This is a genomic window from Tabrizicola sp., assembly GCF_051645465.1.
Taxonomy (GTDB): Bacteria; Pseudomonadota; Alphaproteobacteria; order Rhodobacterales; family Rhodobacteraceae; genus Tabrizicola.
This window is the reverse complement of the sequence record NZ_JBOFBI010000217.1, coordinates 1-24,923: the sequence shown is the minus strand read 5'-3', so window position 1 is coordinate 24,923 and position 24,923 is coordinate 1. Positions and strand designations below refer to the sequence as shown.

The 24,923-nt window shown below is 65.7% G+C and carries 25 protein-coding genes and 3 pseudogenes; 23 read left to right on the top strand and 5 right to left on the bottom strand.

Annotated features, from left to right (window positions below):
- The first annotated feature begins 11 nt into the window (after positions 1 to 11).
- The 5 genes from ACRCSW_RS14105 to ACRCSW_RS14085 all read left to right on the top strand — a co-directional run bounded on the left by ACRCSW_RS14105 (position 12) and on the right by ACRCSW_RS14085 (position 6,988).
- Positions 12 to 2,123: a glycosyltransferase family 2 protein gene (locus ACRCSW_RS14105; RefSeq protein WP_438706042.1), complete on the top strand. Its 2,112-nt coding sequence runs from the start codon at positions 12 to 14 to the stop codon at positions 2,121 to 2,123.
- Complete coding sequence (locus ACRCSW_RS14100) at positions 2,120 to 3,091, top strand: glycosyltransferase family 2 protein (RefSeq protein ID WP_438706040.1); 972 nt, start codon at positions 2,120 to 2,122, stop codon at positions 3,089 to 3,091. Before ACRCSW_RS14105 ends, ACRCSW_RS14100 begins: the two co-directional genes overlap by 4 nt.
- Positions 3,088 to 5,490 (top strand): polysaccharide biosynthesis tyrosine autokinase, encoded by a 2,403-nt coding sequence (locus tag ACRCSW_RS14095; RefSeq protein WP_438706039.1) that lies wholly within the window; start codon positions 3,088 to 3,090, stop codon positions 5,488 to 5,490. The genes ACRCSW_RS14100 and ACRCSW_RS14095 overlap by 4 nt, the downstream gene beginning before the upstream one ends.
- Positions 5,491 to 5,608: 118 nt before the next feature.
- Positions 5,609 to 5,860, top strand: coding sequence for a hypothetical protein (locus tag ACRCSW_RS14090; RefSeq protein ID WP_438706037.1), 252 nt, complete (start codon positions 5,609 to 5,611; stop codon positions 5,858 to 5,860).
- Between the two features lie 24 nt (positions 5,861 to 5,884).
- Positions 5,885 to 6,988 carry a glycosyltransferase family 2 protein gene (locus ACRCSW_RS14085; RefSeq protein WP_438706035.1) on the top strand — a complete coding sequence of 368 codons (1,104 nt, stop codon included), beginning with the start codon at positions 5,885 to 5,887 and terminating at the stop codon, positions 6,986 to 6,988.
- A gap of 431 nt (positions 6,989 to 7,419) precedes the next feature.
- Here ACRCSW_RS14085 and ACRCSW_RS14080 read toward each other — a convergent pair.
- A pseudogene (locus ACRCSW_RS14080) lies at positions 7,420 to 8,049 on the bottom strand (glycosyltransferase family 2 protein); the annotation flags it as partial.
- Positions 8,050 to 8,132: 83 nt separating this feature from the next.
- Here ACRCSW_RS14080 and ACRCSW_RS14075 point away from each other — a divergent pair.
- The 3 genes from ACRCSW_RS14075 to ACRCSW_RS14065 are packed head-to-tail and all read left to right on the top strand — an operon-like array spanning position 8,133 to position 10,317.
- Positions 8,133 to 8,273, top strand: coding sequence for a hypothetical protein (locus ACRCSW_RS14075; protein ID WP_438706033.1), 141 nt, complete (start codon positions 8,133 to 8,135; stop codon positions 8,271 to 8,273).
- Positions 8,270 to 9,058, top strand: coding sequence for a family 16 glycosylhydrolase (locus ACRCSW_RS14070; RefSeq protein WP_438706032.1), 789 nt, complete (start codon positions 8,270 to 8,272; stop codon positions 9,056 to 9,058). The genes ACRCSW_RS14075 and ACRCSW_RS14070 overlap by 4 nt, the downstream gene beginning before the upstream one ends.
- Entirely contained in the window at positions 9,055 to 10,317 is a 1,263-nt protein-coding gene (locus ACRCSW_RS14065) for an O-antigen ligase family protein (protein ID WP_438706030.1), read from the top strand. The genes ACRCSW_RS14070 and ACRCSW_RS14065 overlap by 4 nt, the downstream gene beginning before the upstream one ends.
- Here ACRCSW_RS14065 and ACRCSW_RS14060 read toward each other — a convergent pair.
- Together ACRCSW_RS14060 and ACRCSW_RS14055 are read right to left on the bottom strand one after the other, a co-directional pair.
- On the bottom strand, positions 10,280 to 11,494 hold the full coding sequence (locus tag ACRCSW_RS14060; protein ID WP_438706028.1) for a polysaccharide biosynthesis/export family protein: 1,215 nt from the start codon (positions 11,492 to 11,494) through the stop codon (positions 10,280 to 10,282). The two genes, ACRCSW_RS14065 and ACRCSW_RS14060, sit on opposite strands and share 38 nt — an antisense overlap.
- A 4-nt stretch (positions 11,495 to 11,498) precedes the next feature.
- Positions 11,499 to 12,221 carry a sugar transferase gene (locus tag ACRCSW_RS14055; protein ID WP_438706026.1) on the bottom strand — a complete coding sequence of 241 codons (723 nt, stop codon included), beginning with the start codon at positions 12,219 to 12,221 and terminating at the stop codon, positions 11,499 to 11,501.
- Positions 12,222 to 12,660: 439 nt separating this feature from the next.
- Between ACRCSW_RS14055 and ACRCSW_RS14050 the strand changes: the two genes are divergently transcribed.
- From ACRCSW_RS14050 to ACRCSW_RS14040, 3 genes are read left to right on the top strand one after another with little or no spacing between them, the layout of a single operon-like run.
- Positions 12,661 to 13,038, top strand: a complete 378-nt coding sequence (locus ACRCSW_RS14050) for a hypothetical protein (RefSeq protein WP_438706024.1) — start codon at positions 12,661 to 12,663, stop codon at positions 13,036 to 13,038.
- The gene (locus ACRCSW_RS14045) at positions 13,035 to 14,126 is read left to right on the top strand and encodes a glycosyltransferase (protein WP_438706022.1); all 1,092 of its coding nucleotides are present in this window, start codon (positions 13,035 to 13,037) and stop codon (positions 14,124 to 14,126) included. Before ACRCSW_RS14050 ends, ACRCSW_RS14045 begins: the two co-directional genes overlap by 4 nt.
- 1 nt (position 14,127) lies before the next feature.
- Complete coding sequence (locus tag ACRCSW_RS14040) at positions 14,128 to 15,162, top strand: glycosyltransferase family A protein (RefSeq protein ID WP_438706021.1); 1,035 nt, start codon at positions 14,128 to 14,130, stop codon at positions 15,160 to 15,162.
- Here the strand turns inward: ACRCSW_RS14040 and ACRCSW_RS14035 are convergent.
- Both ACRCSW_RS14035 and ACRCSW_RS14030 read right to left on the bottom strand, forming a co-directional pair.
- Complete coding sequence (locus ACRCSW_RS14035; RefSeq protein ID WP_438706020.1) at positions 15,116 to 16,039, bottom strand: polysaccharide pyruvyl transferase family protein; 924 nt, start codon at positions 16,037 to 16,039, stop codon at positions 15,116 to 15,118. The genes ACRCSW_RS14040 and ACRCSW_RS14035 overlap by 47 nt on opposite strands.
- Positions 16,036 to 17,535 (bottom strand): lipopolysaccharide biosynthesis protein, encoded by a 1,500-nt coding sequence (locus ACRCSW_RS14030; RefSeq protein ID WP_438706018.1) that lies wholly within the window; start codon positions 17,533 to 17,535, stop codon positions 16,036 to 16,038. The genes ACRCSW_RS14035 and ACRCSW_RS14030 overlap by 4 nt, the downstream gene beginning before the upstream one ends.
- Positions 17,536 to 17,735: 200 nt before the next feature.
- Here ACRCSW_RS14030 and ACRCSW_RS14025 point away from each other — a divergent pair, with 200 nt between their 5' ends.
- From ACRCSW_RS14025 to ACRCSW_RS13970, 12 genes and pseudogenes are all read left to right on the top strand, one after another.
- Complete coding sequence (locus tag ACRCSW_RS14025; protein WP_438706016.1) at positions 17,736 to 18,149, top strand: hypothetical protein; 414 nt, start codon at positions 17,736 to 17,738, stop codon at positions 18,147 to 18,149.
- Between the two features lie 14 nt (positions 18,150 to 18,163).
- Positions 18,164 to 18,364, top strand: a pseudogene (locus ACRCSW_RS14020) (hypothetical protein); the annotation flags it as partial.
- A 193-nt stretch (positions 18,365 to 18,557) separates the two neighbouring features.
- Positions 18,558 to 19,064, top strand: coding sequence for an ATP-binding cassette domain-containing protein (locus tag ACRCSW_RS14015; protein WP_438706077.1), 507 nt, complete (start codon positions 18,558 to 18,560; stop codon positions 19,062 to 19,064).
- A pseudogene (locus ACRCSW_RS14010) lies at positions 18,962 to 19,632 on the top strand (MGH1-like glycoside hydrolase domain-containing protein); the annotation flags it as partial. The gene ACRCSW_RS14015 and the pseudogene ACRCSW_RS14010, both read left to right, overlap by 103 nt.
- Positions 19,587 to 19,799: a hypothetical protein gene (locus ACRCSW_RS14005; RefSeq protein ID WP_438706015.1), complete on the top strand. Its 213-nt coding sequence runs from the start codon at positions 19,587 to 19,589 to the stop codon at positions 19,797 to 19,799. The pseudogene ACRCSW_RS14010 and the gene ACRCSW_RS14005, both read left to right, overlap by 46 nt.
- 958 nt (positions 19,800 to 20,757) lie before the next feature.
- A complete protein-coding gene (locus ACRCSW_RS14000) occupies positions 20,758 to 21,936 on the top strand; it encodes an ammonium transporter (protein ID WP_438706013.1) in 1,179 nt (392 codons plus the stop codon).
- A 242-nt stretch (positions 21,937 to 22,178) separates the two neighbouring features.
- Entirely contained in the window at positions 22,179 to 23,009 is an 831-nt protein-coding gene (locus ACRCSW_RS13995; protein ID WP_438706011.1) for an urease accessory protein UreD, read from the top strand.
- Between the two features lie 10 nt (positions 23,010 to 23,019).
- Positions 23,020 to 23,328 carry an urease subunit gamma gene (locus ACRCSW_RS13990; protein ID WP_438706009.1) on the top strand — a complete coding sequence of 103 codons (309 nt, stop codon included), beginning with the start codon at positions 23,020 to 23,022 and terminating at the stop codon, positions 23,326 to 23,328.
- A gap of 3 nt (positions 23,329 to 23,331) precedes the next feature.
- Positions 23,332 to 23,511 (top strand): hypothetical protein, encoded by a 180-nt coding sequence (locus ACRCSW_RS13985; RefSeq protein WP_438706007.1) that lies wholly within the window; start codon positions 23,332 to 23,334, stop codon positions 23,509 to 23,511.
- Positions 23,508 to 23,813 carry an urease subunit beta gene (locus ACRCSW_RS13980; RefSeq protein WP_438706005.1) on the top strand — a complete coding sequence of 102 codons (306 nt, stop codon included), beginning with the start codon at positions 23,508 to 23,510 and terminating at the stop codon, positions 23,811 to 23,813. Before ACRCSW_RS13985 ends, ACRCSW_RS13980 begins: the two co-directional genes overlap by 4 nt.
- A gap of 24 nt (positions 23,814 to 23,837) precedes the next feature.
- Positions 23,838 to 24,650, top strand: coding sequence for a cyclase family protein (locus ACRCSW_RS13975; RefSeq protein ID WP_438706004.1), 813 nt, complete (start codon positions 23,838 to 23,840; stop codon positions 24,648 to 24,650).
- The coding region (locus ACRCSW_RS13970) for a carboxymuconolactone decarboxylase family protein (RefSeq protein ID WP_438706002.1) at positions 24,650 to 24,923 on the top strand (274 nt) is incomplete at its 3' end. The genes ACRCSW_RS13975 and ACRCSW_RS13970, both read left to right, overlap by 1 nt.

The following is a 24,923-nucleotide window of genomic DNA, read 5'->3' as shown; positions in this document are numbered from 1 at the left end:
GGACCGGTCAGATGCGGGTGCTCTATCTGGCGCATGATCTTGACGACAGCGCGATCTGGCGTCGCCATGAGATGCTGCGTCTGGGTGGCGCGGACGTCACCCTGGCCGGTTTCCGCCGGGGCGAGGGGGCGCTGTCCGGGCCTGCCGTGGTGCTGGGCCGGACGCGCAATGGCCGGATGGTCAGCCGGGTATTGTCGGTGCTTCGCACGATGGCCGCGCCACCTGAGCGGCTGCTGCAGGGCCCGGCACCGGATGTGGTCCTGGCGCGCAATCTGGAAATGCTGGTGCTGGCGGTGTCGCTTCGCCGCCAGTTTCCCCAGGCGCGCGTGGTTTATGAGCTTCTGGACGTCCATCGCCTTCTTCTGGGCGACGGGGCGGTGTCAAAAGCGCTGCGGGCGGTTGAGGCCCGGCTTCTGCGCCGGACCTCGCTGGTCATCATATCCTCGCCCGGGTTCCAGCGCGGCTATCTTGAGCCCTTCCGGCGGCCGGTTCCGGAGGTCATGCTGGTCGAGAACAAACCCCTCGCCACGGCGCCGGTCCCGCCAGCGCCGGTCATGGCGGATGGCCCGATCCGCATCGGCTGGTTCGGCATCCTCCGCTGCGCCTGGTCGCTTGCGGCGCTGGATCGGCTGACACGGGCAGCACCGGGCCGCTACCGGGTGACCTTGCGCGGCAGGCCAGCGCTGGATGTGCTGCCGGACTTTCATGAGGTCGTCAGCTCGAACGCCGATTTCAGCTATCTCGGCCCCTACCGCTGGCCGGACGATCTGGCCCAAATCTACGCCGGGGTCGATCTCGCCTGGCTGATCGACCGGTATGAGGCGGGCGGCAATTCCGATTGGCTGCTGCCGAACCGGCTGTACGAGGGGGGCCTTCACGGCGCCATACCGCTTGCGCTTGCAGGGACCGAAACGGCCGACCGGCTGAGGACGCTTGGCATCGGCGTCATCGTCGAAAGGCCCTTGGCCGAAGCGGTCGATACCGCGCTTGCCACGCTTGACAGACCCAGCCTCGCGCCGTTCCAAGAGGCGGTCCGCGCGCTGCCCCGCGCAACGTGGGAGGCCGTGCCGGACGACTGCCGCGCTCTGGTTGCCCGGCTCGCGGGAACAAGTGAAACCGCCGCCGTCGTGAGCGAAAGCCCGTCAGCGAAAGTCCTGATCGCCATTCCCGCGCTGAACGAAGCCGCCCATATCGGTGAGGTGCTGAATGGCTTGATCCCCTTCGCCCGGCGTACCGGCTCGCTTATCGTCGTAGCCGATGGCGGCTCGACCGACGGCACGCAAGAGATCGTCCGGCAGATGGCCGAGGCCGAGCCGTCAATCCGGCTGATCGACAACCCCGCCCGCCTGCAAAGCGCCGCGATCAACCTGGCCGTCCACGATTTCGGCGATGAAGCCGACTGGCTGCTGCGCATCGACGCCCACAGCGCTTATCCGGCTGATTATTGCGACCGCCTGCTCGCCGACGCCCAACGCACCGGGGCCGACAGTGTCGTCGTCAGCATGAAGGCCGTGGGAAAAGGCCCGCTGCAGCGGCTGATCGCGCTGGCGCAGAACTCGCGCCTTGGCAACGGCGGGGCGGCACACCGCAACAGCGCCCGGGGCAGGTGGGTCGACCACGGCCACCACGCCCTGATGCGGATCGCCGCATTCCGCGCCGTCGGCGGCTACGATGAGAGCTTCAGCCATAACGAAGATGCGGAACTGGATCACCGGCTCCGGGCCGCGGGCCACCGCATCTGGCTGACCGCCGAGACCGGCCTGGACTACTTTCCCCGCCGCACCCTGGGCAGCCTGATGCTGCAGTATTTCCGCTTTGGCCGCGGACGGGCGCGGAACGTCCTGAAGCATCGCGCGGGTCTTGGGCCACGGCAGGCGGCAGTGGCGGCGCTGGCACCTTTGCTGCTGCTGGCCCCCCTCGCCCCGCTGCAGCCGGTTCTCGCCCTGCCGCTGGTGGTCTGGGTCCTGGCCTGCCTTGCCGGAGGCATCTCCATCGCCGTTGCGGGGCGCGAACCGCGCGGTGTGCTGTCGGGGTTCCTGGCCGGAGCGATGCATCTTGCATGGTCTGCCGGGTTCTGGGCTCAGACGGTCGCGGCGGCCCTGCGCCAGAGGTCGGCCGCATGATGATGCAACCGCCCCAGGATGCGATCGTCATCGGCATCTGCACGTTCCGCCGGGCATCCGTCGCCGATACGCTTGCCTCGCTTGCGGGGTTGGCAGAGACGGCGCACCCCCTTAGCATCATCGTCGCCGACAACGACGACAGCCCGACGGCGGCTGCAGCGATTGCCCGGATCGCCGTCACACATCCCGTTCCGCTGCGCTACATCCATGCGCCTGCCCGCAACATCTCGGTCGCGCGCAACGCGATCCTTGAAGCCAGCCTCCAGGCGGGTGCGCGTTATCTTGCTTTCCTCGATGACGATGAAACCGCCTCGCCGGGCTGGCTTGCAGCGCTTCTCCAACGCCACGCCGCGACCGAAGCCGCAGCAGTGGTCGGCCCCGTCCGCGCCCTTTACGCCCCCGATGCGCCGGGCTGGATGCAGCGGGGCGCGGTGCACGACACAACGCCCGAACTTGACCGCGCGGGCCTGGTCCGTGAGGCCTATACCTCGAACGTCCTTCTTGACCTTGCGGTGCCCGCCCTGCGGCAGCTTCGCTTCGACCCTGCGCGGGGGAAGACAGGGGGCGAGGATACGGCGTTCTTCCGCGCCCTCAAGTCCGCAGGCGGGCGCATAGCCTTTGCCCCCGATGCGGTCGTTCAGGAAACCGTCCCCGCCGAACGGGCGGTTCTGCGCTGGCTTCTGCGGCGGCGGTACCGGATGGGCCAGACCCATGGTAGTCTGATCATCGAGGGTCGTGGACTGGCGGCGCGGACAGCGGCCATTGCCCTTGCCGCCCTGAAAGCCGGGGCGTGCCTTGGACTGACCGGGCTTCGGATCTTCGATCCGCTGGGCCGGAACCTCGCGCTGATGCGCGGCGCCTTGCATGTCGGGGCAGTGGCCGAGCTGATCGGCCTTGACCGGGTCGAGATCTATGGAAACGCCCCCCCGTGGCAGGTTGGCCGCGAACCGGTGGAGACCGGGAAATGACAGAATTCGGCCTGCGCATCGCTGACAGTCCGAACACGCTGACGCCCGCACCCGTGGCGCAGCCGGACGACACGATCAACCTGTCGCGCCTGCTGGCCGCGGCGCGTCGGCGTCGTCGGGCTATTCTTCTGCCCATCGTCATCTGGCTTCTCATGGGTGTTGCGTACCTGGTCACGACGCCCAAAACCTATGTCGCCTCGTCCACGCTTCTGCTTGATGCCGGGACCAATGCGGCGGTCGAAGAACTGGCGGCGATGGACGATCAGGTGCTGTCGGAAAGCGCCATCGAGAATGCGCGTCTGGTGATCCAGTCCGATACGCTGGCCACCGCGGTCGTCGGTCAGCTGGCGCTGGACCAGAACGAAAGCTTCCTCGATCCGCCGCGGTCCCTGCTGTCGCAGCTTATGGGCGCAGCGATGGCAGTGGTCCGGGCACCGATCAACATGCTGCGGCAAACTGCGGCGCCAGCCGCGCAAGCCCCCACCGCGCCCGCAGACGCCGAGGCTGCGCTGCGTGGCCGGGTCGCGCGGGACCTAGGCGGCAGGATCGGGGTCGAGCGTATCGGCCGCAGCGGGGCGATCTCGGTCTACTTCTCGTCGCACGATCCGGTCATCGCGGCGGATGTCGTCAACGCCTATGCCGAGGCCTACATCGCCGACGTCCTGAACGCGAACTTCGAATCGACCGAGCGGACGACCGAATGGCTGCAGGCCCGGCTGTCCGACCTGGAAGCCGCTGCCGCCGACGCTGCCGCCGAGGCCGAAACCTTCCGCACCGAAAACGGCCTTGTGTCCTCGGACGGGCGGTTCATGTCGGAGGAATCGGTCAGCGAGCTTAACGCGGACCTGGCCGAGGCGATTGCCGAAGCGGCCAGCAGCCGCGCCCTGGTCGAAGGCTACGAGGCCGTTGTAACGCGGGGCATGGACGGGCTGCGGTCGGGCGCCTCGGTCGGCACCGACACCACGGCCGATCCCGCATTGGAAGAGCTGCAGTCGAGCCTGGCCGATGCCGTCGCCAACCTGAACCGCATCACCGCCAACTTCGGCAGCGACCACCCGCAGGCCGTGCTTCTGTCGGCCGAGATCGACAACGCCGCCGAGCGGCTGTTCGTCGGCGTCCAGCAGCGGCTTGAGCGGGCGCGGGGCGAATTGTCGGTCGCCGAGGCGCGCGTGGCGGCTTTGCGCGAAAGCCTTGGGGTGGCGGTGGGCGACAACGCTGCCGCCGGGGCCGCGCAGGTTCAGCTTCGTGCGCTTGAACAGCGGGCCGAAACGCTTTCGATCCTCTACCAGACCTTCCTCACCCGGTTTCAGGAGATCGATCAGCAGAAGGACTTCCCGATCTCGGACGTGCGCATCCTGTCTGCGGCCGAGGTCCCGACCTCAGCCGACGGCCCGCGCGCAAGCCGGGTCATTGCGGTGGCTCTGGTGCTTGGCATCTTCTTCGGCATAGCGCTGGCCGCGATCCGGGAATGGGCCGACCGGTTCCTGCGCACCGGCGAAGATGTCACCCAGTCCACCGGCTTGCCGTTTCTGGGCTACCTGCCCGAGACGAGCGGTACCGCCCCCAAGGTGGGCAGGCTGGCGCGGCTCGCCAATGGCATCCGCTGGCTGGCCCGACTGGTGCGACCCGGCGCGGGCAGGGCGCCGCCGTCCCTGTCGCAGAACGATTCGATCTACTTGGAAACGTTGCAGAATATCCGCCTGGGGATGGAGACCTTGCCCAGCGGCGACCGAAGGCAGGTCTTGATACTTCACCGCAATCTGGAAGACCCCGATGCCGCCGCCTATCAGCGCGGCATCCTTGGCATCACGTCGGTGCGGCCCGGTGAGGGCAAATCGACCGTGTCGCTCAACCTTGCCACCACGCTTGCCGCGGGCGGCGCTTCGGTGCTTCTGATCGATGGCGACATGCGCAGGCCCGGTCTCAGCCGCCATCTGGGCATCACCGAAGGGCCTTCGCTTGTCGAAGTGGCACAGGGGCAGGTCAACTGGACCGACGCCATCTGCAGGGGCGATCCGCCCAACCTTGACCTTCTGCCGTGCATCCGGCCCGTCGGCCACAGCCATGTTGCCGATCTTCTGGCCGCCAAGCCGATCCGCGCCATGTTCAAGGAGGCACGGCAGCGCTACGACCATGTGCTGGTCGATCTGGCACCACTTGGGCCGGTTGTCGATGCGCGCGTGCTGATGCGGTCGCTTGGCCATGTTCTGATGGTCGCCGAATGGGGCGTCACGCCCAAGGCGATGCTTCGCAAGGCCGTCGAGGACGATCCGATCCTTGCCGAACGGCTTATCGGGGTCGTGCTCAACCGGGTCGATATGGCGGCCTTCGGCGACTATGTCGACCGCGCCAGCGCTGACGCCTACCTTGGCGAATATGGCGAGTACCTGCGGTCATGAACTTTTCGTCACGTCCGTCAGAATACCAGCGGGCCGAAAGGCTTGCACCAAGCGGAATCTTGCCTGACAATCAGGGAACCGGAGGAGGATTTGCCGGACCCGATTGGGAGGCGGTCGGTTGCACGTCATCAGCTTCTTTTTTGGCGCCGTTGGCGCCTCTGTCATTGTTGGTCTGGTTGCCCACGGCGCCGGGTTTTCCGGCTGGCCCGCGATCGGGATGGGCGCTGCATGTTTCGTTCTGGCCCAGGTTCTTTATCTTGTCTGGCTGGCGGGCATGGCACGGGCCGAGGCGCGACGCCGCAAGTCCGAGGCAGACGGGTCCGACGCGGCCGCCACCAAGCCGAACCGCAGCGTGGTCCAGAAAGGCTGAACCCTCGGCGATCCGTGGCCCTGCATGATGGGCCTCGTCGCCGTCATCATCACGGCCCGCAACGCCGAAGCGACAATCGGCGATGCGGTGGCGTCGGCGCTTGATCAGCCCGAGGTGGCCGAAGTCGTGGTGGTCGACGACGCCTCGACCGACGCAACCAGCGATGCCGCACGCGCCGCCGCCGGGGACGACGCGCGCCTCATCCTGCTGCGGCAGTCTACGAACATCGGTCCGGCCGCTGCGCGAAACCTCGCCATTGCCAGTTCCAGCGCGCCCTACATCGCGATCCTTGATGCAGACGACTACTTTTTGCCGGGCCGCTTCTGGCCGCTTTTCGTCGAAACCGACTGGGACCTGATCGCCGACAACATCGTCTTCGTTCCTGCCGAAACCCCCGGCCGCGTCGACGCCAAAAACCTGCCCCGCGACAAGGGTGTCAGCGAGCCGCTGGATCTTGCGGCCTTCGTTCGCGGCAACATCGCCGAGAAGAACGTCAAGCGGGGCGAGCTTGGGTTCCTCAAACCCGTGATCCGCCGCAGCATCCTGCCAACGGAAGGCCCGGTCTACGACCCAGGGCTCTGGCTGGGTGAGGATTACGACCTCTACGTCCGGCTGCTTCTGGCAGGCGCCCGCTTCCGGCTTAGCCGCCGGATCGGCTACGCCGCCCGGGTGCGCCCGAATTCGCTTAGTGGACGGCACCGGACGGGCGACCTTCATGCCCTTATGCTGGCCTCGGCGCGCCACGCTTCAGCCGCCGCGCATGACCCCGCCGCCGCCGCTGCGATGCGGGACCATCACCGGCAGCTCCGCGCCCGCTACCTGCTTCGCGCCTTCCTCGACCGCAAGGCCGAGCGTGGCCCAGGCCCGGCCCTGGCCTTCGCGCTTTTTCCCCCGACGAACCTTCTTCCGATTGCCTTGGGTATCCTGGCTGACAAGATGGGCGCAGCACGGCAGCCGAAGGAAACGGCCCCGGTCGGGCTCCGCACGCTTCTGCAGGTTCATGAACCGACGGGGACCGAAACCGAGGTCTTGGAGACGTCGGCGGCGTCACGCGCGGTCTGGTCCGACGGCAGCAGCCCGGCCGCCCATGCCCCCGCACTATCCTCGGCGATGCAGGACAAGCGATAGCGGGCGGAAAGCCGCGACAGTATCGCTGCCAGCCGCGCCGGGGAGGTGGGCCAGGCATCGCCCGGTGCAGGCACGGCAATACAGGGAACCGACAGCCTTCCAACCTCGTGATGCGGAAGCCCTATCCCCAGCCGCAGTTCCGCCGAGGGTTTCTCGACGGAAGGTGCCGCATCGCGGGCAAGGCGTTCCCGAAGGCTGCGGCTCAACTGCAGGATCAGGCCCGGATGGCGCAGCAATTGCCGGATCGCATCGCCCGCTCGCCGTCCCCGGATCGCGCTGACCAGGCGCTCGTAGCGCAACAGCGCCAGCAGCCCGCGCCGCCGCTGCGCCAGCAAAGGGCGCCCCGCTCCGCCCGCCTTTGCAGCGACCCGGTCATGGGCCGCAAGCATGGCGGTCACGGCATCTTCGGTCAGGCGGTGGGAAATCGATGCCGAGTGGCGGCGATACAGATACATCGGGTCTGGAAGCACACGGAAGCGCGCGCCTGCCAGCAGAAGCCGCAGCATGAAGTCATAGTCCTCGCCGATCCGCAGGCTTTCGTCGTAGCGGTGCGCCCCGATCAGACTGCGGCGGATCAGCGGCTTGAGGTAGCCAAGCGGGGGTACACGTTTGCCCTCGCCGCTGGCCTCGAGGAAAAGGCCGGTCGTCACGGTCAGGGGCGCGCAAAGGTCAAGACCCTGCAGCAGCGTCTGGCCACTGGCCGCGACCGTGTTTCCGAAGAACATCTGATCGTCGGCGATGATATCCGCGTTCAGCCGCCGGGCCGCCGCCAAAAGCCGCGCGAACCTTTCCGGGTGCAGAAGATCGTCGCTGTCGACAATCGCAACCCAATCGCCCGAGGCGATATCAAGCGCACGGTTGCGGGCCGCCGAAGGACCCGCGTTCACGGCAGAATCGATCAGCCGCACCCGCCGGTCACCGGCCATCGCCTCGCGCACGATTGCCGTGCTCTGGTCGGGCGAGGCGTCGTCGGACACGATCAGCTCGATATCGGCGTGACTCTGCCGCAAGACCGACGACATGGCAGCAAAGAGATGCCCGGCTCCCCGGTAATTCGCCATGATCACAGAGACTTTCATGACACTGGCCTCTCTTCCCGGTATCCTTGCCGCACTGCAGCAGAACTGCGCAAGGAGTGCTACAGATGATGCCCGAAGACCATCCCTGCAACTCAACTGGCGGTCGATACACAAAACATTTCGGTGGTTTCCCGCGCAGCGCCCAGGCGGAATGCGCAGAAACCGGCACTTGGCAAAACGACGGCAGCGGCACGGTCTTGCAATGATCGTCATGACCCCCCGCGCACTTGCGCTTTGCTATGCCGTGGCCGTCTACTCCGGCGTCGGCCCTGTCCACGCCGAAGAGGCGGCCGCGAAGGGCACCGCCTTCCGCGAAGACTTCGACAGCTTCGACCGCGACTTCTGGTACATCTCGGACGGCTGGACCAACGGCGACCACCAGAACTGCGAATGGTCCGAACGCGCGATCGATGTCGTCGATGGCATCCTCAAGCTCAGCTTTCTGCCGGGCGGCGAGGGCATGTCGAAGAAGCACTTCTGCGGCGAGATCCAAAGCAACGCCATCTATCACCACGGTACCTACGAGGCCCGCATCCGCACGGCAAAAGGCTCGGGCCTGAACGCCGCATTCTTCACCTACATCGGCCCGGTCCATAAACAGCCGCATGACGAGATCGACTTCGAGGTCCTGACCCGCGACACCGGCAGCGTATCGCTGAACACCTTTGTCGACGGCAAGCCGCAGAACGGGACCACCGTCCCGGTCGATCCGCCGACGGATCAGGACTTCCACATCTTCTCGTTCACCTGGGGGCCCAACGACATCCGCTGGTTCATCGACGGCAAGGAAGTGCATCGGGCCACCAGCAACCTTCCGGTCACGCCGCAGAAGATTTTCGCCAGCCACTGGGGCACCGATACGCTGGTCGACTGGATGGGTCCCTTCACCACCCCCGACGCGCCCGTGGTGATGGAGGTTGACTGGATCGCGTTCACCCCGCTTGGTGAGCCCTGCCAGTTCCCCGAGTCGGTCGTGTGCCAAACCCCATGACCGCAGGCGCCGTCCCTACCCGGCAGGGGATGGTCGTCCTGCGGCTTTGCCCGAATGCAGCGCTTGGCTTTGTGGCGCTTCTGTCCCTGCAGTTCGTACCGATGTTCGGCACGATGGCAGCACTTCTGTTCCTCATGTCCGCGCTCGCCCTGATCGCCCGCCGCCCAAAGGCCGTGTCGGCCGAGCTGCTGGGCCAGATCGGGCTTTGCCTTCTGGTCGGCTGGTGTATTTTGTCGGTCCTCTGGTCGGACTACCCCGCGCTTAGCCTGCGGCACAGCCTGCAGCTGGCGGTGACCGTGCTTTTCGCCATCGTACTGGCCCACCGGCTGTCGCCCATCGTCCTCTTGAAAATCCTCGCGGTCTGCTTCCTGATCGCCTGCGCCGTCAGCCTTGCCTCCGGGCGGGCCCGCGCGGACGGCATGGGTTTTCTTGGGATCTACAACAGCAAGAACGCGATGGCCGCGGCCAGCTCGCTTCTGCTGCTGATCGGTCTGTGCCTGATCGTCGACCGGCGACTGTCAGGCCGCTGGCGCTGGCTGGGGGTGGCAGGGTCGGCCCTTGGGTTGGTGCTTCTCATCAAGGCCAATTCGGTTGGCGCGGCGGTGGCGACCGCGGCGGTCTGCGCGGCGCTGCCGACGATCGCGATCCTCCGCCGCCTGTCGGGAACCCAGCGGCTGGTGGCGGGCGTCCTTGCCGGTCTGGCTTTCACCGGCATCCTTCTGGCGCTTCTTGCCAACATCGACCAGATCGCCGGAGCCTTTCTGCAAGCGACGGGCAAGGATTTCTCGCTGACCGGGCGGACCGATCTCTGGCAGGTCGCCTTTGACGAGATCGCCGGGCGGCCGTTCCTTGGCGCGGGCTATCAGGCCGTCTGGGTGCCGGGCAATCCCATCGCCGAAGAGCTGTGGGAAGAGTTCGGCGTCGAAAACCGCTCGGGCTTTCACTTCCACAACGCCTACCTCTCGAACGCCGTCGAGATCGGCGTCATCGGTGCAGCGCTGCAGGCGATCCTTGTCCTCGGTGGGCTGATCGGCACCCTGGCCTGGGTCATGCGCGATTTCCGGGCCGAGACGCTGTTCCTGGCACTGTTCATGGTCCGGCAGGTCGCCCTTTCGATCATCGAGGTGCCGTTCTTCTTCCAGTTCGACGCTGCCACGATCCTGACGGTTGCAGCCCTCGTCTACGTCCGCCGCGCCGCGGCCGAGCGGCGTGTCCAAGGCCTTAGCCGCCCTGCGGTTCGGGGGCGGGCGCCAGCGTGACCTCGACCAGATCGCCGGGCCGAAGAACGGTGTCGAGCCCCCCGCTCGCCGCCTCGGCCCCGCCGCGGTAGACGGTCACCGACAGAAGCGCCGCCTCATCCGCCTCTCCGCCCAGGTTCGAGGCGAGTAGCGCCGAAAGCGACCGCTGCAGGACAAGCCTTTCGCGAATCTCGGCCAGTTCCACCTCTGCCGTCTGCAGTTCCGTCATGACTTCGGTCGCCCGGTCCTTGGGCAGCTGCACTGCTTCGGCCTTGGCTTCCTCCAGCTCCTGCCGCGCCTCCAACAGCGCTGTCGAGACGTCAAGAACCTGCGTTTCGATGGTCACCAGGCTTCTCTCGGCATCAAGCAGCCGCGCATTCGCCGCCAGCCCCCGCTCGGCCAGGTCTTCGGTCACCGATTTCTGTTCCGCGGCCAGCTGCTTCTGCCGGTCCAGCGCCTTTTCCTTGGCCGTCAGGGCGGTGATCTCCTGGTCAAGCAGCACGATCCTGCTGTCGATCAGCTGACGCTCGCTTTCAAAGCTTTCGCGGCGCAGGGTCAGAAGCCGCTCGGCGTCGGCTTTCAGGGCAAGCACCGTCGGCCCACCGTCCGCAGGCAGGGCATCCGGCGCGATTTCCGCGGCACCTTCAAGCTCGGCACGAAGCCGGGCAACGCGAATCACGCCCGCCGCTTCCTGATCGGTCAGGATGCGCACCTGCGCCTCGGCCGTAAGGCTTTGCACCAGGACCGACGATTCGTCCCCGGCAGGTGACAGAACACCGCCCGCCAAGGCAATCGCGTGCCGCGCCGTCATGTCGGCCACATAGGGCACCTCGCCCGGACGCTCGACAGCCCCGCCCACCAGAACCGGGCGGCGCTCGTCTATCGAGACGCTGGCATAAGGCCGGTCAGCCAGGGCAAACCGCTGCTTCAGGGCCTCGCCGATCTTGGCGCCCAGATCGCCGGGCGACTGGCCCGCAACCTCGATCTCGCCGATATAGGGAAAGGTCGCCGTGCCGTCCGCGCTGACCACATAAGCCCCGGTGATCGCGGTCCATTCGCGCAGCTCGCCATCCACGGGCAGCCAGTCGGTGACGCGCAGGCCCAGGATATCCGAAGGTGCGATCAGCCCATCGTCAGCCGCAGCCGACCCGGCGAAAAGTGCTGCCAGAAGTGCGACGCAGACCTGCGACCGCCGCACGCGTCTACCGCGCCCCACGAGAGCTAAGCACCGCAGGAACTGTTTTCAGCATGATCGACAGATCCAGCAGCATCGACCACCGCCGGACGTAGACCCGGTCCAGCGCCACCCGCTTGCGGTAGCACGCGTCATTGCGGCCGCTGACCTGCCAAAGACCCGTCAGACCCGGCCGCGTCCGCAGATAGTGGCCGGCCGATTGCTGGTAGTTCCCCAGCTCGTCAGCCACCACCGGGCGCGGCCCGACCAGGCTCATCTGGCCCATGAGGATGTTGAAAAGCTGCGGCAGCTCATCGACGCTAAGCTTGCGAAGCACCGCGCCAAGGGGTGTGATCCGCGGATCGTTGCAAAGCTTGCGTTCGGCCAGCCAGACGGCCCGCTCGCTCGGGAATCTGCGGAAATGCTCTTCCAGCACCCGGTCGCCATCGACGACCATCGTGCGGAACTTCCAGCACCGGAACCGACGCCCGGCAAAGCCGATCCGCTCATGTCCGAAAAACACCGGGCCGCGGCTGGTCAGCTTCACCATCAGGGCGACGCCAAGCATCAGCGGCATCAGAAGCACAAGCGCCGTCAGCGCAAGGCCGAAGTCCAGCGCGCGTTTGCCCACACCACCGACCGAGTCGGCAGGGTAGCTGCCAGCAGCGGAATTTGGTGCAGAATGCCTGGCGTCGTCGACAAATCCGTCAGCAGTTCCGGCAAAAGGGTTCGCCTGTAATACAGGTGGCATGCGGAGTCCCATCGAATACCCTCTCTCTGTCGACCAGTTGTCTTGTGGAGGACTTGATCGTCTCTGGTTACTCGTCCTTTTTCACGTATTAGCAGCTTTGGATGATCTTTCACTCAATCGAAGGTTAGATCAGCGTTCCGATCGTCCGGCAACCGGGGCAGTGCTTATGTTACAGGCGGAAAGCGTGCTTATGCCTACCGATCCGGCGCAACAGGCAGAGAATCGCCGCTGCACCGCAGCATCGTTCACAACGGCTTGTGACAACGCCTTTGTCGTATGGTTTTTAGATAGTACGACGAAGGCCTGCCGTTCCGCCGCGCTTGGACGTTGTGTTGATTCCCCGCCCGGCTGGCACCAAACAGCGTTGTAAAGAAGGGCCGCCCGGCGGTCAGCGTGTTTCCAGAACCGCCCGCAAGCACCGTCAGCAGAAGGCCGCCCGATGATACTCTATCAAAAGCAGTTCTCCGACGAGCTCGACCAGCCGCCCGTGTTGTGGCCCCAGACGACGGTCCTGATCGCATCTACGCCGCGCTGCGGCAGCCATATGCTGGGCCACGCCATGGCCGGCACCGGCCTTCTTGGGGTGGCGATCTCTTACGCCGTCGCCCGGCAGACCGGCGTCCGGATCGCCGGGCAAGAGGCCAAGCAGGACGGCGCCGTCGGAGAGGAAGAGCTGGCCAACGTGACCACTCCGACCAAGCGCCGGGCACGGTCCGCCCTGACCGAGGACTGGATCAACCGCTACACCGCCGAACGGCGCCCTTCCGGACCGCAAGGCTTCGGCTTCGGCCGCCTTGCAGGGCTTGTCAGATCGTGACCGCCACGCGCGCCCTGAATGTCGTCTTCGCAGGCGGCAACGGCTATCCGCCCCAGGCGACCGGCGGGGTGCAAAGCAGCACACACCACCTTGCGACCGCCTTGTCGGCGCGAGGGCACACGCCCTCCGTTCTCGCGCCGCTTTACGGCGAGGGCTGGTTCGGTCTGCGCGCGCGGATGCAGCTGAAGCTGTCGGGCCAGGGCTTTGTCACCGACACCGGGCTTGGCTACCCCGTCCACCGCGCCTGGTTCCCCGAACGGCAGGTCGGCGCATTGCTGCGGACCGCCCGGCCAGACGTCGCGGTCGTCCAGTGCCACCGGACCGTCCCCATCGGCCAGGCCTTCGCCGCCGCCGGCGTGCCGCTGGTCATCTACCTCCGCAACGTCGAATTCGACGAGCTTGGTGGCGATCCGCGTGACCTTCCCAACGCCCGCTTCATCGCCAACTCATCCTTCACCGCCCGCCGCTACGCCGAGGCCTTCGGGATCGACACAACCGTCATCCCCCCCATCATCGACCGCAGCCTTTATGAGACCAAGCCCGAGGGCAACTTCGTCACCTTCATAGGCCCGGTTCCCGCCAAGGGCCTTGACCGCGCCATCGAAATCGCCACCGCCTGCCCCGAGATCCCGTTCCTCTTCGTCGAAAGCTGGCTCCTTTCGCCTGAACAGCGTGACGACCTTCACCGGCGGATCGCCGACCTGCCGAACATCCGCTTTGAACACCGCACCCCAGACATGAAGGCGCTCTTCCGACGCACCCGCCTCCTCCTGGCCCCCAGCCGCTGGGAGGAAGCCTGGGGCAGGGTCGCCTCCGAGGCGCATTGCAGCGGCATTCCCGTCGTCGGCTCATCCCGCGGCGGTCTGGCCGAGGCGATCGGCACTGGCGGCACGGTGCTCGACTACGAAGCGCCGCTCGCCGATTGGGTCGCGGCGGTCCGCACGCTGTGGTCAGAGCCCGCCGCCTATGCCAAGGCTTCAGCCGCCGCCCGGGCCTATTCGCTAAGGCCCGAGCTTGATAGTGAACGACAGTTCACAACCTTCCTTTCGATCCTCGAAACCGCCGTCCAGCACCGGTCCGCGGCCTGAAATGATGCCCCCCGAAACGGACCCGACCAGGGTCGCCATCGTCATTCCCTACTTCCAGCGCGAGCCCGGCATTCTTCGCCGCGCCGTCGAAAGCATCCTGGCCCAGCAGGTCCCCCCCTCAGCCACCCTCCGCGTCCTTGTCATCGACGACGCCTCGCCCCTGCCCGCCGAAACCGAACTCGCCGGCCTGAAGACGACCCCCGGCATAACCCTTGAAATCGTCCGTCAAACCAACGCCGGCCCCGGCGGCGCGCGGAACCGCGGGCTTGAGATGGCCGAGGGCAACGTCGACTTCATCGCCTTCCTCGATTCCGACGACATCTGGCTGCCGACCCATCTCGCCGACGCACTGGAGGCCCTCGACAAGGGCTACGACTTCTACTGCTGCGACAACAGCCGCGACGGCTCCTTCGCCCGTTTCTCGGAAGACGTCGCTCTGCTGAACGACCAGGGCCGCGCGCTCGCGGGGCGGGCAACCACGCTTGACCCCGAAGGCCCGGTTCTGGGCTTCCCGCCCCATGCGCTGGATGATGAGTTCGTGACCGACTACCTCAGCCACACCTCGACCGTGGTCCTCCGCGCCAGCCGGATCAAGGGCCTGCGCTTCGACACCGACCTCCGCAACGCCAGCGAAGACCGGATGTTCTGGCTGACCGTGGCACTTTCAGGCGCCCCCGTCGCGATCTCGTGGCGCTGCAATGTAAGCTGCGGAAAGGGTGTCAACGTCTTCTTCTCGGCCTACGACTGGAACGAACCCGCCACGCTGGAGCGCATCGGCTGCCAGCTTCTTTTCGCGAAAAAGCTGATGCGGATGCCCGTCATGACCCCGCGCCGCGCCGCCTTTGCCAGGGACCGCGCCCGCACGACGCGCCGGGCCTACAGCTTCATTTTCCTCCGCACCCTGATGCGGGGCCGCAAACCCCCGCTTGCAAGCTTCTGGCGGCTTCTACGCCAAGACCCCTCGCTTCCCGTAAGGATGCCGTTCCTCTTCATCGCCGTTCTTGCCGACCGAAGGCCTGAGGCGAGGAAGTTCTAGTCCGCACGAACGCGTCCAGCGCCTCCAGGCTTCTCTCCGTCGCCCGCGCAATCGCCGCGTCCGGGCTAAGCTGCGGCTCGACCCTCTCTGTCAGACGCCGCAACCGGGCCGCCGCTCGATGCACCAGCGCCGCATTGACCGGAGCCGCAGGCCACGCCTTGAACAAAGCCCGCGACCGCCGCCCCTTGCCGGGCTGGCCGGTGACTAGCGTGTAGGCCTCCAGCAGGTTCGACGGCGGAAGGACTGCGGGCCGAAGGCCGAAACCAAGCGACCCCGCCCAGTCCTCCCACTTCGCGCGGTGCTGGGGGAAGAACGGCACGATCCCGATCCACGGCACCCGCAGCGCGTCGGCCACGATGGCGCCATGCATCGCCTCGGTGATCATCAGCTTCGCGCCGCGGATCCGGGCCAGAAGGTCCAAGACATCATCCCGCGGATCAAGATAGCCGATCCCCGCCAGCGCGCAGGCCCTCTCCCAGTCGCCGCGTGTGGCACTTTCAAAATGCGGCATGAACACCGTCCCGGCCCCGGCAACAGGCGGGGGCAAGGCCATGGCGCGGAGCAGAATGGCCGAATCGCAGATCGCAAGCCCAGGGTCGACACCAAGCCGCTCGGCCGTCACCGGGCCGCGCAGCCACACCACGTTCCACGACCCGTCATGCACATCGGGCGGCGCGGTATACCCGCCAAAGCCCGACCCCATCACATGCTTCATCGGTGCGCGCGGCAGATGGTCCCAAAGGATCGACCCGATACCCAGGAACAACTCGCCCTCATCCTCATCCAGAAACCCCTCGGGCAGAAGCTCGTGCCACATGATGGCGTTCAGCTCGTCGCCGAAGTTTGACGGGGTGTGCCTGAAGTAGGTCAATTTCATTGGGCCCTGCCTTTCGGACGGCGGATCATGCCAGCGATTTCGCGCAGGCGACCGAACGAGGTGAGGGCAAGGACCAACCCATAGAGCACCGCGCCGGAGCCGACCTGCGTCAGAAGCAGCGCGCCTTGCGAAAGATCGGGCCAGAGCTTTGGCAGGACCAGGACCCAAGCCACCATCGCAAGGCTGCCAAGCGTCGGTCCGCGCAGGCTTTGGACATAGTCCCAAAGCGGCATGTCAAGCATCCGCTGTGCCATCCGCACCGACGTGGGCCACATCACGATGGTCCGCACGGCAAGGGCCGCCATCACGGCATCAAGCCCGAAGCGGTAGAAGATCAGGATGATCGGGATGGCCGAAAGCTGCACCACCGCCTGATACCAGAACCACCAGTCCGACCGGCCAAGATTGCGGATCAGCGCGGCTTGCATAAGCCCAAGCCCGGCCATGACACCGATGACACAGAAGCACTGGACAGCGAAGACCGCATCCGTCCATTGCGCACCGAACGCCAAAGGCACTGCCGTCGGAGCAATCGCCATCAGCCCCGCGAAGACTGGGAAAGCCAGGCCCGCCGACGTATAGCTCGCGGCAAGATAGGCCTTCCGACGCTTGTCGCCCTCATGCTGAAGGCTTGCCAGAAGCACGCTCGACACCGGCGCGAAGCACCCGACCGTCAGGTCTTTCAGCATCTGGAAGAGCCGCCGGCCGAAATAGAAAAGGCCAAGGACCGCCGGACCCAGCAGCGCGCCCAGGAGGAACTGATCCATCCGCAGTTCGTAAAGGACCTTGCCGCCCATCGCGTAGCCGCCAAACCCCAGAAGCTCGCGGAAGGATTGCCAGCGGATCTGCCAGCCCGGCCGCCAACCCGCGGCGGCAAAGGCCACGATCATGCCGGTCAGCGAGGTGATCACCTGCGACATGACCAGCGCCCAAAGCGCATAGCCCGTCAGCACCATGGCCAGACACACGACCGCACCGATGCCGTTTGCGACGGCAGTCCTGATGGCCACCGACCGGAACTGCATCCGCCGCACGATCAGCGATGCAGGCACTGTCAGAAGAGCATCGAAGATCAGCCGCAGCCCGAGGATCGGGAGAATCGTCTCGAGGAGGGGAAAGTCGCTCCACCCCGCGATCCAGGACGACAAGGCAAGCAGCAGGCCGTAGCCCGCCAAAGCAAAGCCAAGGACGATCCAGAACAGCGTGTCGAGGTGGTCCTGACGCAGCTCTGCCCGCTGGACCAGCGCCTCGCCGAAGGCCCCCGGGATCAGGACGGCGACAAACGTGATGACCGAGGCCGCGAAAGCGACCGCTCCGAAATCCTCGGGGCCAAGGATGCGCGAGGTGACCAGAAACACGATCGCCGCCAGAAGCGTCGAGACGGCGATGTTCACAAAGCTCCACGCCACGCCCCAAAGCGCCGCCCGCGCCCGGCCGGTCGACAGATGCGCCAACCCCGCGCCTTGGCTGTCTCGAGGTGCTGCCGTGTCAGCCATGACCTGGTCCATGATACCCGACGCATGCTGACGCCGTTGGGAGAAAGACTTTCTCTTTCAAGTTGTAGCGTATGCCCGGCGGGCTTGAAGCACGGATGACGGTGGCAAGACCCACCCGGCAAGGCTTCGCCGAAAGAAGCGGGCGATTGGTGAATGTCCGCTCATTTCGCCCGTTCGGAAGGCAGCCCGGGAACGATCTGTTGCAGAACCTCGTCGGCAAACGCAACAACGGCTTTGCCGGGCTGGTGCTGACCGATCCGGGATATGGCCGCGAGGACAGCTATCTCGACGAGTTTCTGTCGGGCCTGGGCCAGGGGCTGGGGCGGGAAGGCATCAATCTGTTCCTGGCCGCGATGTCCGAAGGCCAGTCGGAACTGCCGGTCATCCGCAACATCGTCGCTTCGCGACGTGCCGACGGGCTAAACCCTGCAGGGACCTACGAGGTAGGCCCGCGGGTCGATTTCCTGATCAGGGTGGGGTTTACGTTTGTCACCCACGGGCGGGTGGCGACCGGAACGGCGCCGCATGACTGGGTTGATACGGATTCCGTTAACGCCTTTTGCGAGGCGTTCGGCATGCTTACGCGCCGGGTCACCGGCGCTTTGCCCTCCTGACCATCGAAGAGCTGATGACGTTCCGGCTGCACCGGACGGAAGGCCTGCTGCGCGCCATCGAACGGCGGGACGACCCGGCGGTGACGCTGAGCGTCGTCACCTCACCCCGGTACGACAGCACGCGGTGTACGAAGGTGATCCACGACCTTCAGGCCGGCTCGCCGCGCCCGACTGCCGTGCTGGCGATGTTCGACTGGCTGGCCCTTGCCGTGCTGCAAGAGGCGGAGCGGCTTTCGCGTTCGATGACGGGGCAGCTGAGCGTGATCGGGTTCGACTGTTTGCGATGTGGGGCATCGCGAACCGTTTGGGGGACATGTGGCTGTTATCGACATCAAAGGGGTCGGCAAAGGCTTCGGGGCGTTCACGGCGCTGCATTCGGTGGACCTGGCCATCGCGGATCAGGAATTCATGGTGCTCCTCGGCGCATCCGGCTGCTGCAAGACTACGCTTCTGCGCATCATCGCTCGGCTGGAAACCCCCAGCGCGGGCGAGGTCTGGATCGGCGGACGCCGGGTGGAGCAGTTGCCCGCGCGGGAACGGGGCATCGCCATGGTGGTCCAGAACTACGCCGTCTTCCCGCATCTGACGGTGTTCGAGAACATCGCCTTCGGCCTGCGGATGAAGAAACTCCCGCAGGCCGAGGTGGAGCGCCGGGTGAACCGTACCGCCGAACTCATGCACATCGAGCAGCTTCTGAAGCGCTACTCGGGCCAGCTTTCCGGCGGCCAGCGCCAGCGCGTCGCCGTGGCCCGCGCGACGGCTCCATCGACTGGGAAACCCCGTTCGAGAGTGTGCCGACAGAAGGCGTCACCCCCTACACTCGCCGCGATACCCAGCATGCCGACCCCTCCCATCGCCCGACAAAAGCTCAGTACGACCGCTATCTCTGGCTGGTGGAGCACTTCCGGAGCCTGAACCGGGACCCGACTAGACTGCACGACGCCTCGCCGTTTCAGGTGGTGGACCCCGGCTTCAACGCCATCCTTCTGCGCGCCTGCACCGATCTGGCCGATCTGGCCGAAGCCTTGGGAGAGGACGCTTTGGCCGCCGAAAACCGGGGCTTTGCCGCCAAGGGTCAGGCGGCGATGGAAAGCCTGTGGTCGGACCGCTACCGCCAGTATCTCTGCCGCGACCGGATCACGGGCGGGCTGATCGACAGCGCCTCGGTCGGCGGGCTGCTGGCGGCCTTTTCCGCCATTCCGGCATCCCGGGCGGCGGCCATCGCTGCCAGCATCGACCGCCACGGCACCCGGTATCGCGTTGGCAGCCACAGCCCGGAAGACCCCCGCTATGACGGCAAGCGCTACTGGCGCGGGCCGGTCAGGCAGATGCGGCCGCCCGCATCACCGCCTCAAGCCTCGATCTGATCCGCGAAAGCGGCTTCGCTGAGCATTGCGATCCACAGACAGACGAACCCCTGGGCGGCGGGCGTTTCACATGGACGGCGGCCATGGTGCTGGAGTTTCTGGGGCAGGAGGGGTAGGCCTGCGCTTCCTCGCCATCGGCGCCTATCCTGATGACCTGGAGATTTTCGCCTTCGGTACCCTGTCCGCCTGGGCCGCGATGGGGGCCGCGCTGACGCTGCTGTGGCTCGCCTTTCTGGTGGTGTTGATCGATGCGGTGCCATGGGTGGCGCATTTGACCTTCTGACCCTGCGATCTTGGCCATGAAGCTTGGCGTGGCTTTGGTGCTCACGACCGGGGCGCTTGGCTGGACGCTTGTCGCCGCGATTGTCCAGACCAACAAGTCGACGACCGCCATGACCTCGACGATCGTCGTGATCCTTCTGCGACCGCCACCGTTGCGCTGGCATTCGCGCGGATGGACGGGGGAGAGCTCGTGTGGTGCCTTCCGACGGACATCTCTGGCGGGCACCCAGGCGCCACGATCGTGGGGATCTGTAGCTTTGCCGACCCCCCGACCCATGTCTGCGGGGCGGACGAACTCCCCCCACGGTTGACCGCTCGCCCTGCTTTCGGTAGTCCGTTGCCTGCCCTTCAAAGCCGATCCGGCTAGATGTCATGCCATGCGGCATCAAGAATGCGTCGCGCCAAATCGCGCATGCCTCCAGGGAAACTCACTGCTCATCGCTGAGGGGCGCGGTGCAAGGTTACTTGATGATGGCGAACTCAATGTCGGCCAGATCAGGTTCCGAAGGGCTTCTGGCGCTTCTACTCGGTGCGAGCGGGCCGGTCTTGGAGCATCTATCCAGATGGGGCTGTTCATTTGTGACGGTCTCATTGCCATGAGTTCGCAAGAGCTGTTGAGAAGAATTGCGTGTTCAGAGAAACGGTCAAGGAATCTCATAAGGCGATTGGCGTGCATTTCGCACAATCTAAGATTGTGCTTGGGTCGTAATGCGCCCGAAATGCTCGATCTTTCAAAATCTTGAAAAACCTATAGTTTGTCATTCTGAACAGCTCTGATCATCGCAGGCAATCCGCCGCAAAACCGCCTTGAATTGGTCATCAGTTCACTTCTTTACGATGACAGATTGTGCATGGAGTCGCAAAGATTGACGGGTATGATTGGCGTAGTGGCCATCGCTTTGCTGGTCTGTCGCGACATCGGGTCTCGTGGTGTCGCTAACCTGTTGATGGAGTGAAAAATGGTCGGTGCAGATACCGCCTGGTTGATGATTTCGACAGTTCTGGTGCTGTTCATGACCCTGCCGGGGCTCGCCCTTTTTTACGGCGGGCTGGTCAGGGCTTCGAATGTCGTTTCGATCTTTCTGCAGTGCTTTGCGATCACCATAACGGTGTCGCTGGTCTGGTTTGCAGTCGGATACTCGATAGCGTTCGGTGACGGCAATGCGATCTGGGGTGGGCTCGGCAAGGTCTTCCTGAACGGGATCGGGCAGGACACCCTGCGAGGCACGATCCCCGAGAACCTGTTCTTCCTGTTCCAGATGTCCTTCGCGATCATCACGCCCGCTCTGATCATCGGCGCTTTCGTCGAGCGGGTGCGCTTTGCCTTCGTCCTGATCTTTTCGGCAATCTGGGTACTGGTTGTATTCTGCCCGGTCGCCTATTGGGTCTGGGGCGGCGGGTTCCTGGGTGACGGAGGCATCTTCGGCGCGACGGGCGTCCGCGACTTCGCCGGCGGGATCGTGGTGCACGGAACAGCGGGGTCGGCGGCCCTTGTCCTGGCCGTCATGATCGGTCCGCGCGAGGATCGCACACAACTGCCGCACAACCCGGGCTATGTGGCGATTGGTGCCGCGATGCTGTGGATCGGCTGGTTCGGGTTCAACGGCGGATCAGCACTTGCGTCGAACGGTTCTGCAGCCTCGGCGATGGTAGTGACCCATATTGCCGCCACCGCTGGCGCTGCGACCTGGTGCATGTGGGAAAGCCTCAAGACGGGCAAGTTCACGCTGGTGGGCCTGATGACCGGCGCGGTCGCGGGCCTTGCCACGGCTACGCCGACGGCGGGTTACACCCATCCGGTCTTTGCGCTGATCAGCGGCGGTCTGGCGGGTATACTGTGCCAGGAAGCGATGCGGCTGATCCGGATGCGGCTGGATATCGACGACTCGCTTGACGTCTTCGCGGTCCATTGCGTGGGCGGCAGCCTGGGTATCCTGCTTTTGGCAGCGTTCGGTGCAGCGCCGGTCTTTGCGCAGGTGGGGTCACTGGTCATCTGCCTCTGCTGGACGATTGTGGTCACCTATATGATCGTCAGGCTGCTGAGCGGCGTGATGGCGATGCGCGTCAACCCGGCAGACGAAGCGCGGGGCCTGGACGTCTCAACTCACGGCGAACTGGGCTATATCATCGACAACTGAGCCACTTGCTGGCCAAGCCCGAACCAAGGGGCCGCTTCGGCGGCCCTTGCGCTTTTGTTCCAGGCCTGTTGGAGGCCGATCGGCCTCTTCCGGCCCTGTTCTTCTTGCGATCAGAAATTAAGCAAAGCGCCAATTGAATAGGCGTGCACCAAGCCTTCGATGCGGCAACGCCGATGCACGCCGTATCGCGTGTTGAACCGTATGGGCCGGTCGCCGCAGCCTTCGCGTGAAGGCCTGGAAGCATGTACGCAGCAGCGATCCCTGAACCGATGCAACGCAGCCGGGGCGAAGCCTCGGTCGCTCTGGCACAGGGCGCGACCGGGCTGCGGATCGTAGGGCTGCGCCAGCAAGGGTCTGCCAAATGCATCCTGCCGTATGGCGCACATGGTCGCGGCGGCTCACCTGAGATCGTGTTCCTGAACACATCGGGCGGGCTGACGGGAGGGGATCAGCTGGCCTACTCGGTTGATCTGGGCCCAGGGGTCGAGGCCACCGCCACGACGCAGACGGCCGAGCGGGTCTACAGATCATCCGCCGGCGCTGCGCGGGTGAAGGTCACGGCAGAGGTCGGGGCAGGGGGCTGGCTCGACTGGCTGCCGCAGGAGACGATCCTCTTCGATGACAGCCGCCTGGATCGCCGGACGGTGATTGATCTGGCGCCGGGGGCAGGGTGCCTGATGCTGGAAAGCCTGGTCCTTGGACGCGCGGCGATGGGGGAACGCGTCAGCCGGATCGCGATGCGCGATATCCGCGAGATCCGTCAGGCGGGCCGCCCCCTGATGCTGGAGCCGCTGCAGTTGACCGCTGCCGCATTGCAGGCCGGTGCGGCGGGCCTTGGTGGCGCGCGGGCAATCGCCTCGATCGCCATGGTCGGGCGGGGGGCGGCTGATCTTTTGGAGCCGGTCCGCCGCGCGCTGGACGAACCCGGTGTCATGGCTGCCGCCTCGGCGCCGGAGGGCCGCCTGATGCTGCGGATGCTGGCGGTCGACGGCTGGCCGATGCGCCGACAGATCGCGCGATGCCTTGCGGTCTTGCGCCGGGGCGCGCCGTTGCCGCGTGTCTGGCAGATGTGAAGGAGAGAGGATGAACCTGACCCCCCGCGAGAAGGACAAGCTTCTGGTCAGCCTCGCCGCGATGGTGGCCCGCGGCCGTCTGGCCCGTGGTGTCAAGCTGAACCACCCCGAGGCGATTGCGCTTATCACCGACTATGTCGTGGAAGGCGCCCGGGATGGCCGCCGTGTCGCCGACTTGATGGAGGCGGGTGCCCAGGTGATCACCGCCGACCAATGCATGCCCGGCGTGCCCGAGATGATCCATTCGGTGCAGGTCGAGGCGACGTTCCCCGACGGCACCAAGCTTGTCACCGTTCATCACCCGATCAGAGAGGGCTGACCCATGACCCGCATCCTGTTTCCCGCCCTGCTGCTTGCCGCCCCCGCATCGGCTCATGAGGGGCTGCATCTTCACCCGCATGGGATCGAATATGGCTGGCTCGCCGTGGCAGCGCTTGGGGCACTGATTGCTGTGGGTGTGTTCGGCCGCAGGGTGCTCGCGGCCATCAGGGCGCGCAAATGATCCCCGGCGAGATTTTTCCAGCACCCGGCGACATCGTGCTGAACGAAGGCGCGGAGGTCACGGTGCTTATGGTGGCCAACACCGGCGACAGGCCGGTGCAGGTCGGCAGCCACTACCACTTCGCCGAGACCAATCCGGGGCTGTCCTTTGACCGTGACGCGGCGCGCGGCAAAAGGCTCGACATCGCGGCGGGCACGGCGATACGCTTCGAGCCGGGCCAGACCCGCGAGGTGCGGCTCGTGCCCTATGCCGGGGACCGCAAGGTATTCGGATTCAATCAGAAAATCATGGGGCCGCTCTGACGGTCCGCAAACAGGGAGACTGCCATGTGCCACGCCTGTGTGATTGAAAACGTGAAGCAGGGAATGCTGAGCCGCCGCGACTTGTTCCGGTCCGCGGGCGCCGTCGGGCTTGTCGCGGGCGCCGCGGGGCTGATGTCCGCGAGGCCCGCGATGGCCCAGGCGTCGAAAGTGGTGGACCTGACCCACACTTATGACGGGGTGTTCCCGACCTTTGACGGCAATCCGGGGATCATTTTTGAACCGGCGGTGAAGTTTGCGGATGCGGGCTATCAGCTTTGGAAGCTGACGATCTTCGAACACACCGGCACGCATGTCGACGCGCCGCTGCACTTCACCGAGGACGGTACTTCTGTGGCTGAACTCCCGCCCGAAAGCCTCGTCTGCCCGCTGTGCGTCGTCGACATTAAGGCGAAGGCGGCAGAGGACGCGAATGCGATGGTGGAACCGGCGGATATCGAGGCTTGGGTTTCCGCCAATGGCGAGATTCCGGCCGGGGCTTGTGTGGCGATGAATTCGGGCTGGGCGGCGAAGGTGGGTGATCCTTTGTACCGCAACACGCCGGACGGAAAGTTCGCCTTCCCCGGCTTTTCCAAGGCCGCGACGGACATGCTAGCCGGGCTGAACGTGGCTTGCATCGGGGTGGATACCCTGTCGCTCGACCCCGGCAATTCCGCCGACTTCGCGGTGCATTTCAGCTGGCTGCCGGGCGGGCGGTACGGGATCGAGAACCTGAACAACCTCGACGGCCTGCCTGCCGCCGGGGGCACTGTGATGGTCGGCGCTCCGAAGCACAAGGATGGGACGGGCGGCCCCGCGCGCGTGCTGGCGCTGGTCTGATGGCGACGGTTCCACTTTTGTCGGATGAGGCGGCGGGGGCGGAGGCCCTTGCCGTTTTCGACCATATCCGGGCCAAGCGGCAGACGGATTACGTCAACAACTTCTGGCGGGCCTTGGCTGCCGATCCGACACTACTGAAGGCCACATGGGAGCGGTTGCAGGTGGTGATGGCGCCGGGCGCGCTCGACCCCTTGGTGAAGGAGATGGTCTATCTCGCCGTCTCCACCGCCAACGGCTGCGCCTATTGCGTCCATTCCCATACGGCCGCGGCCA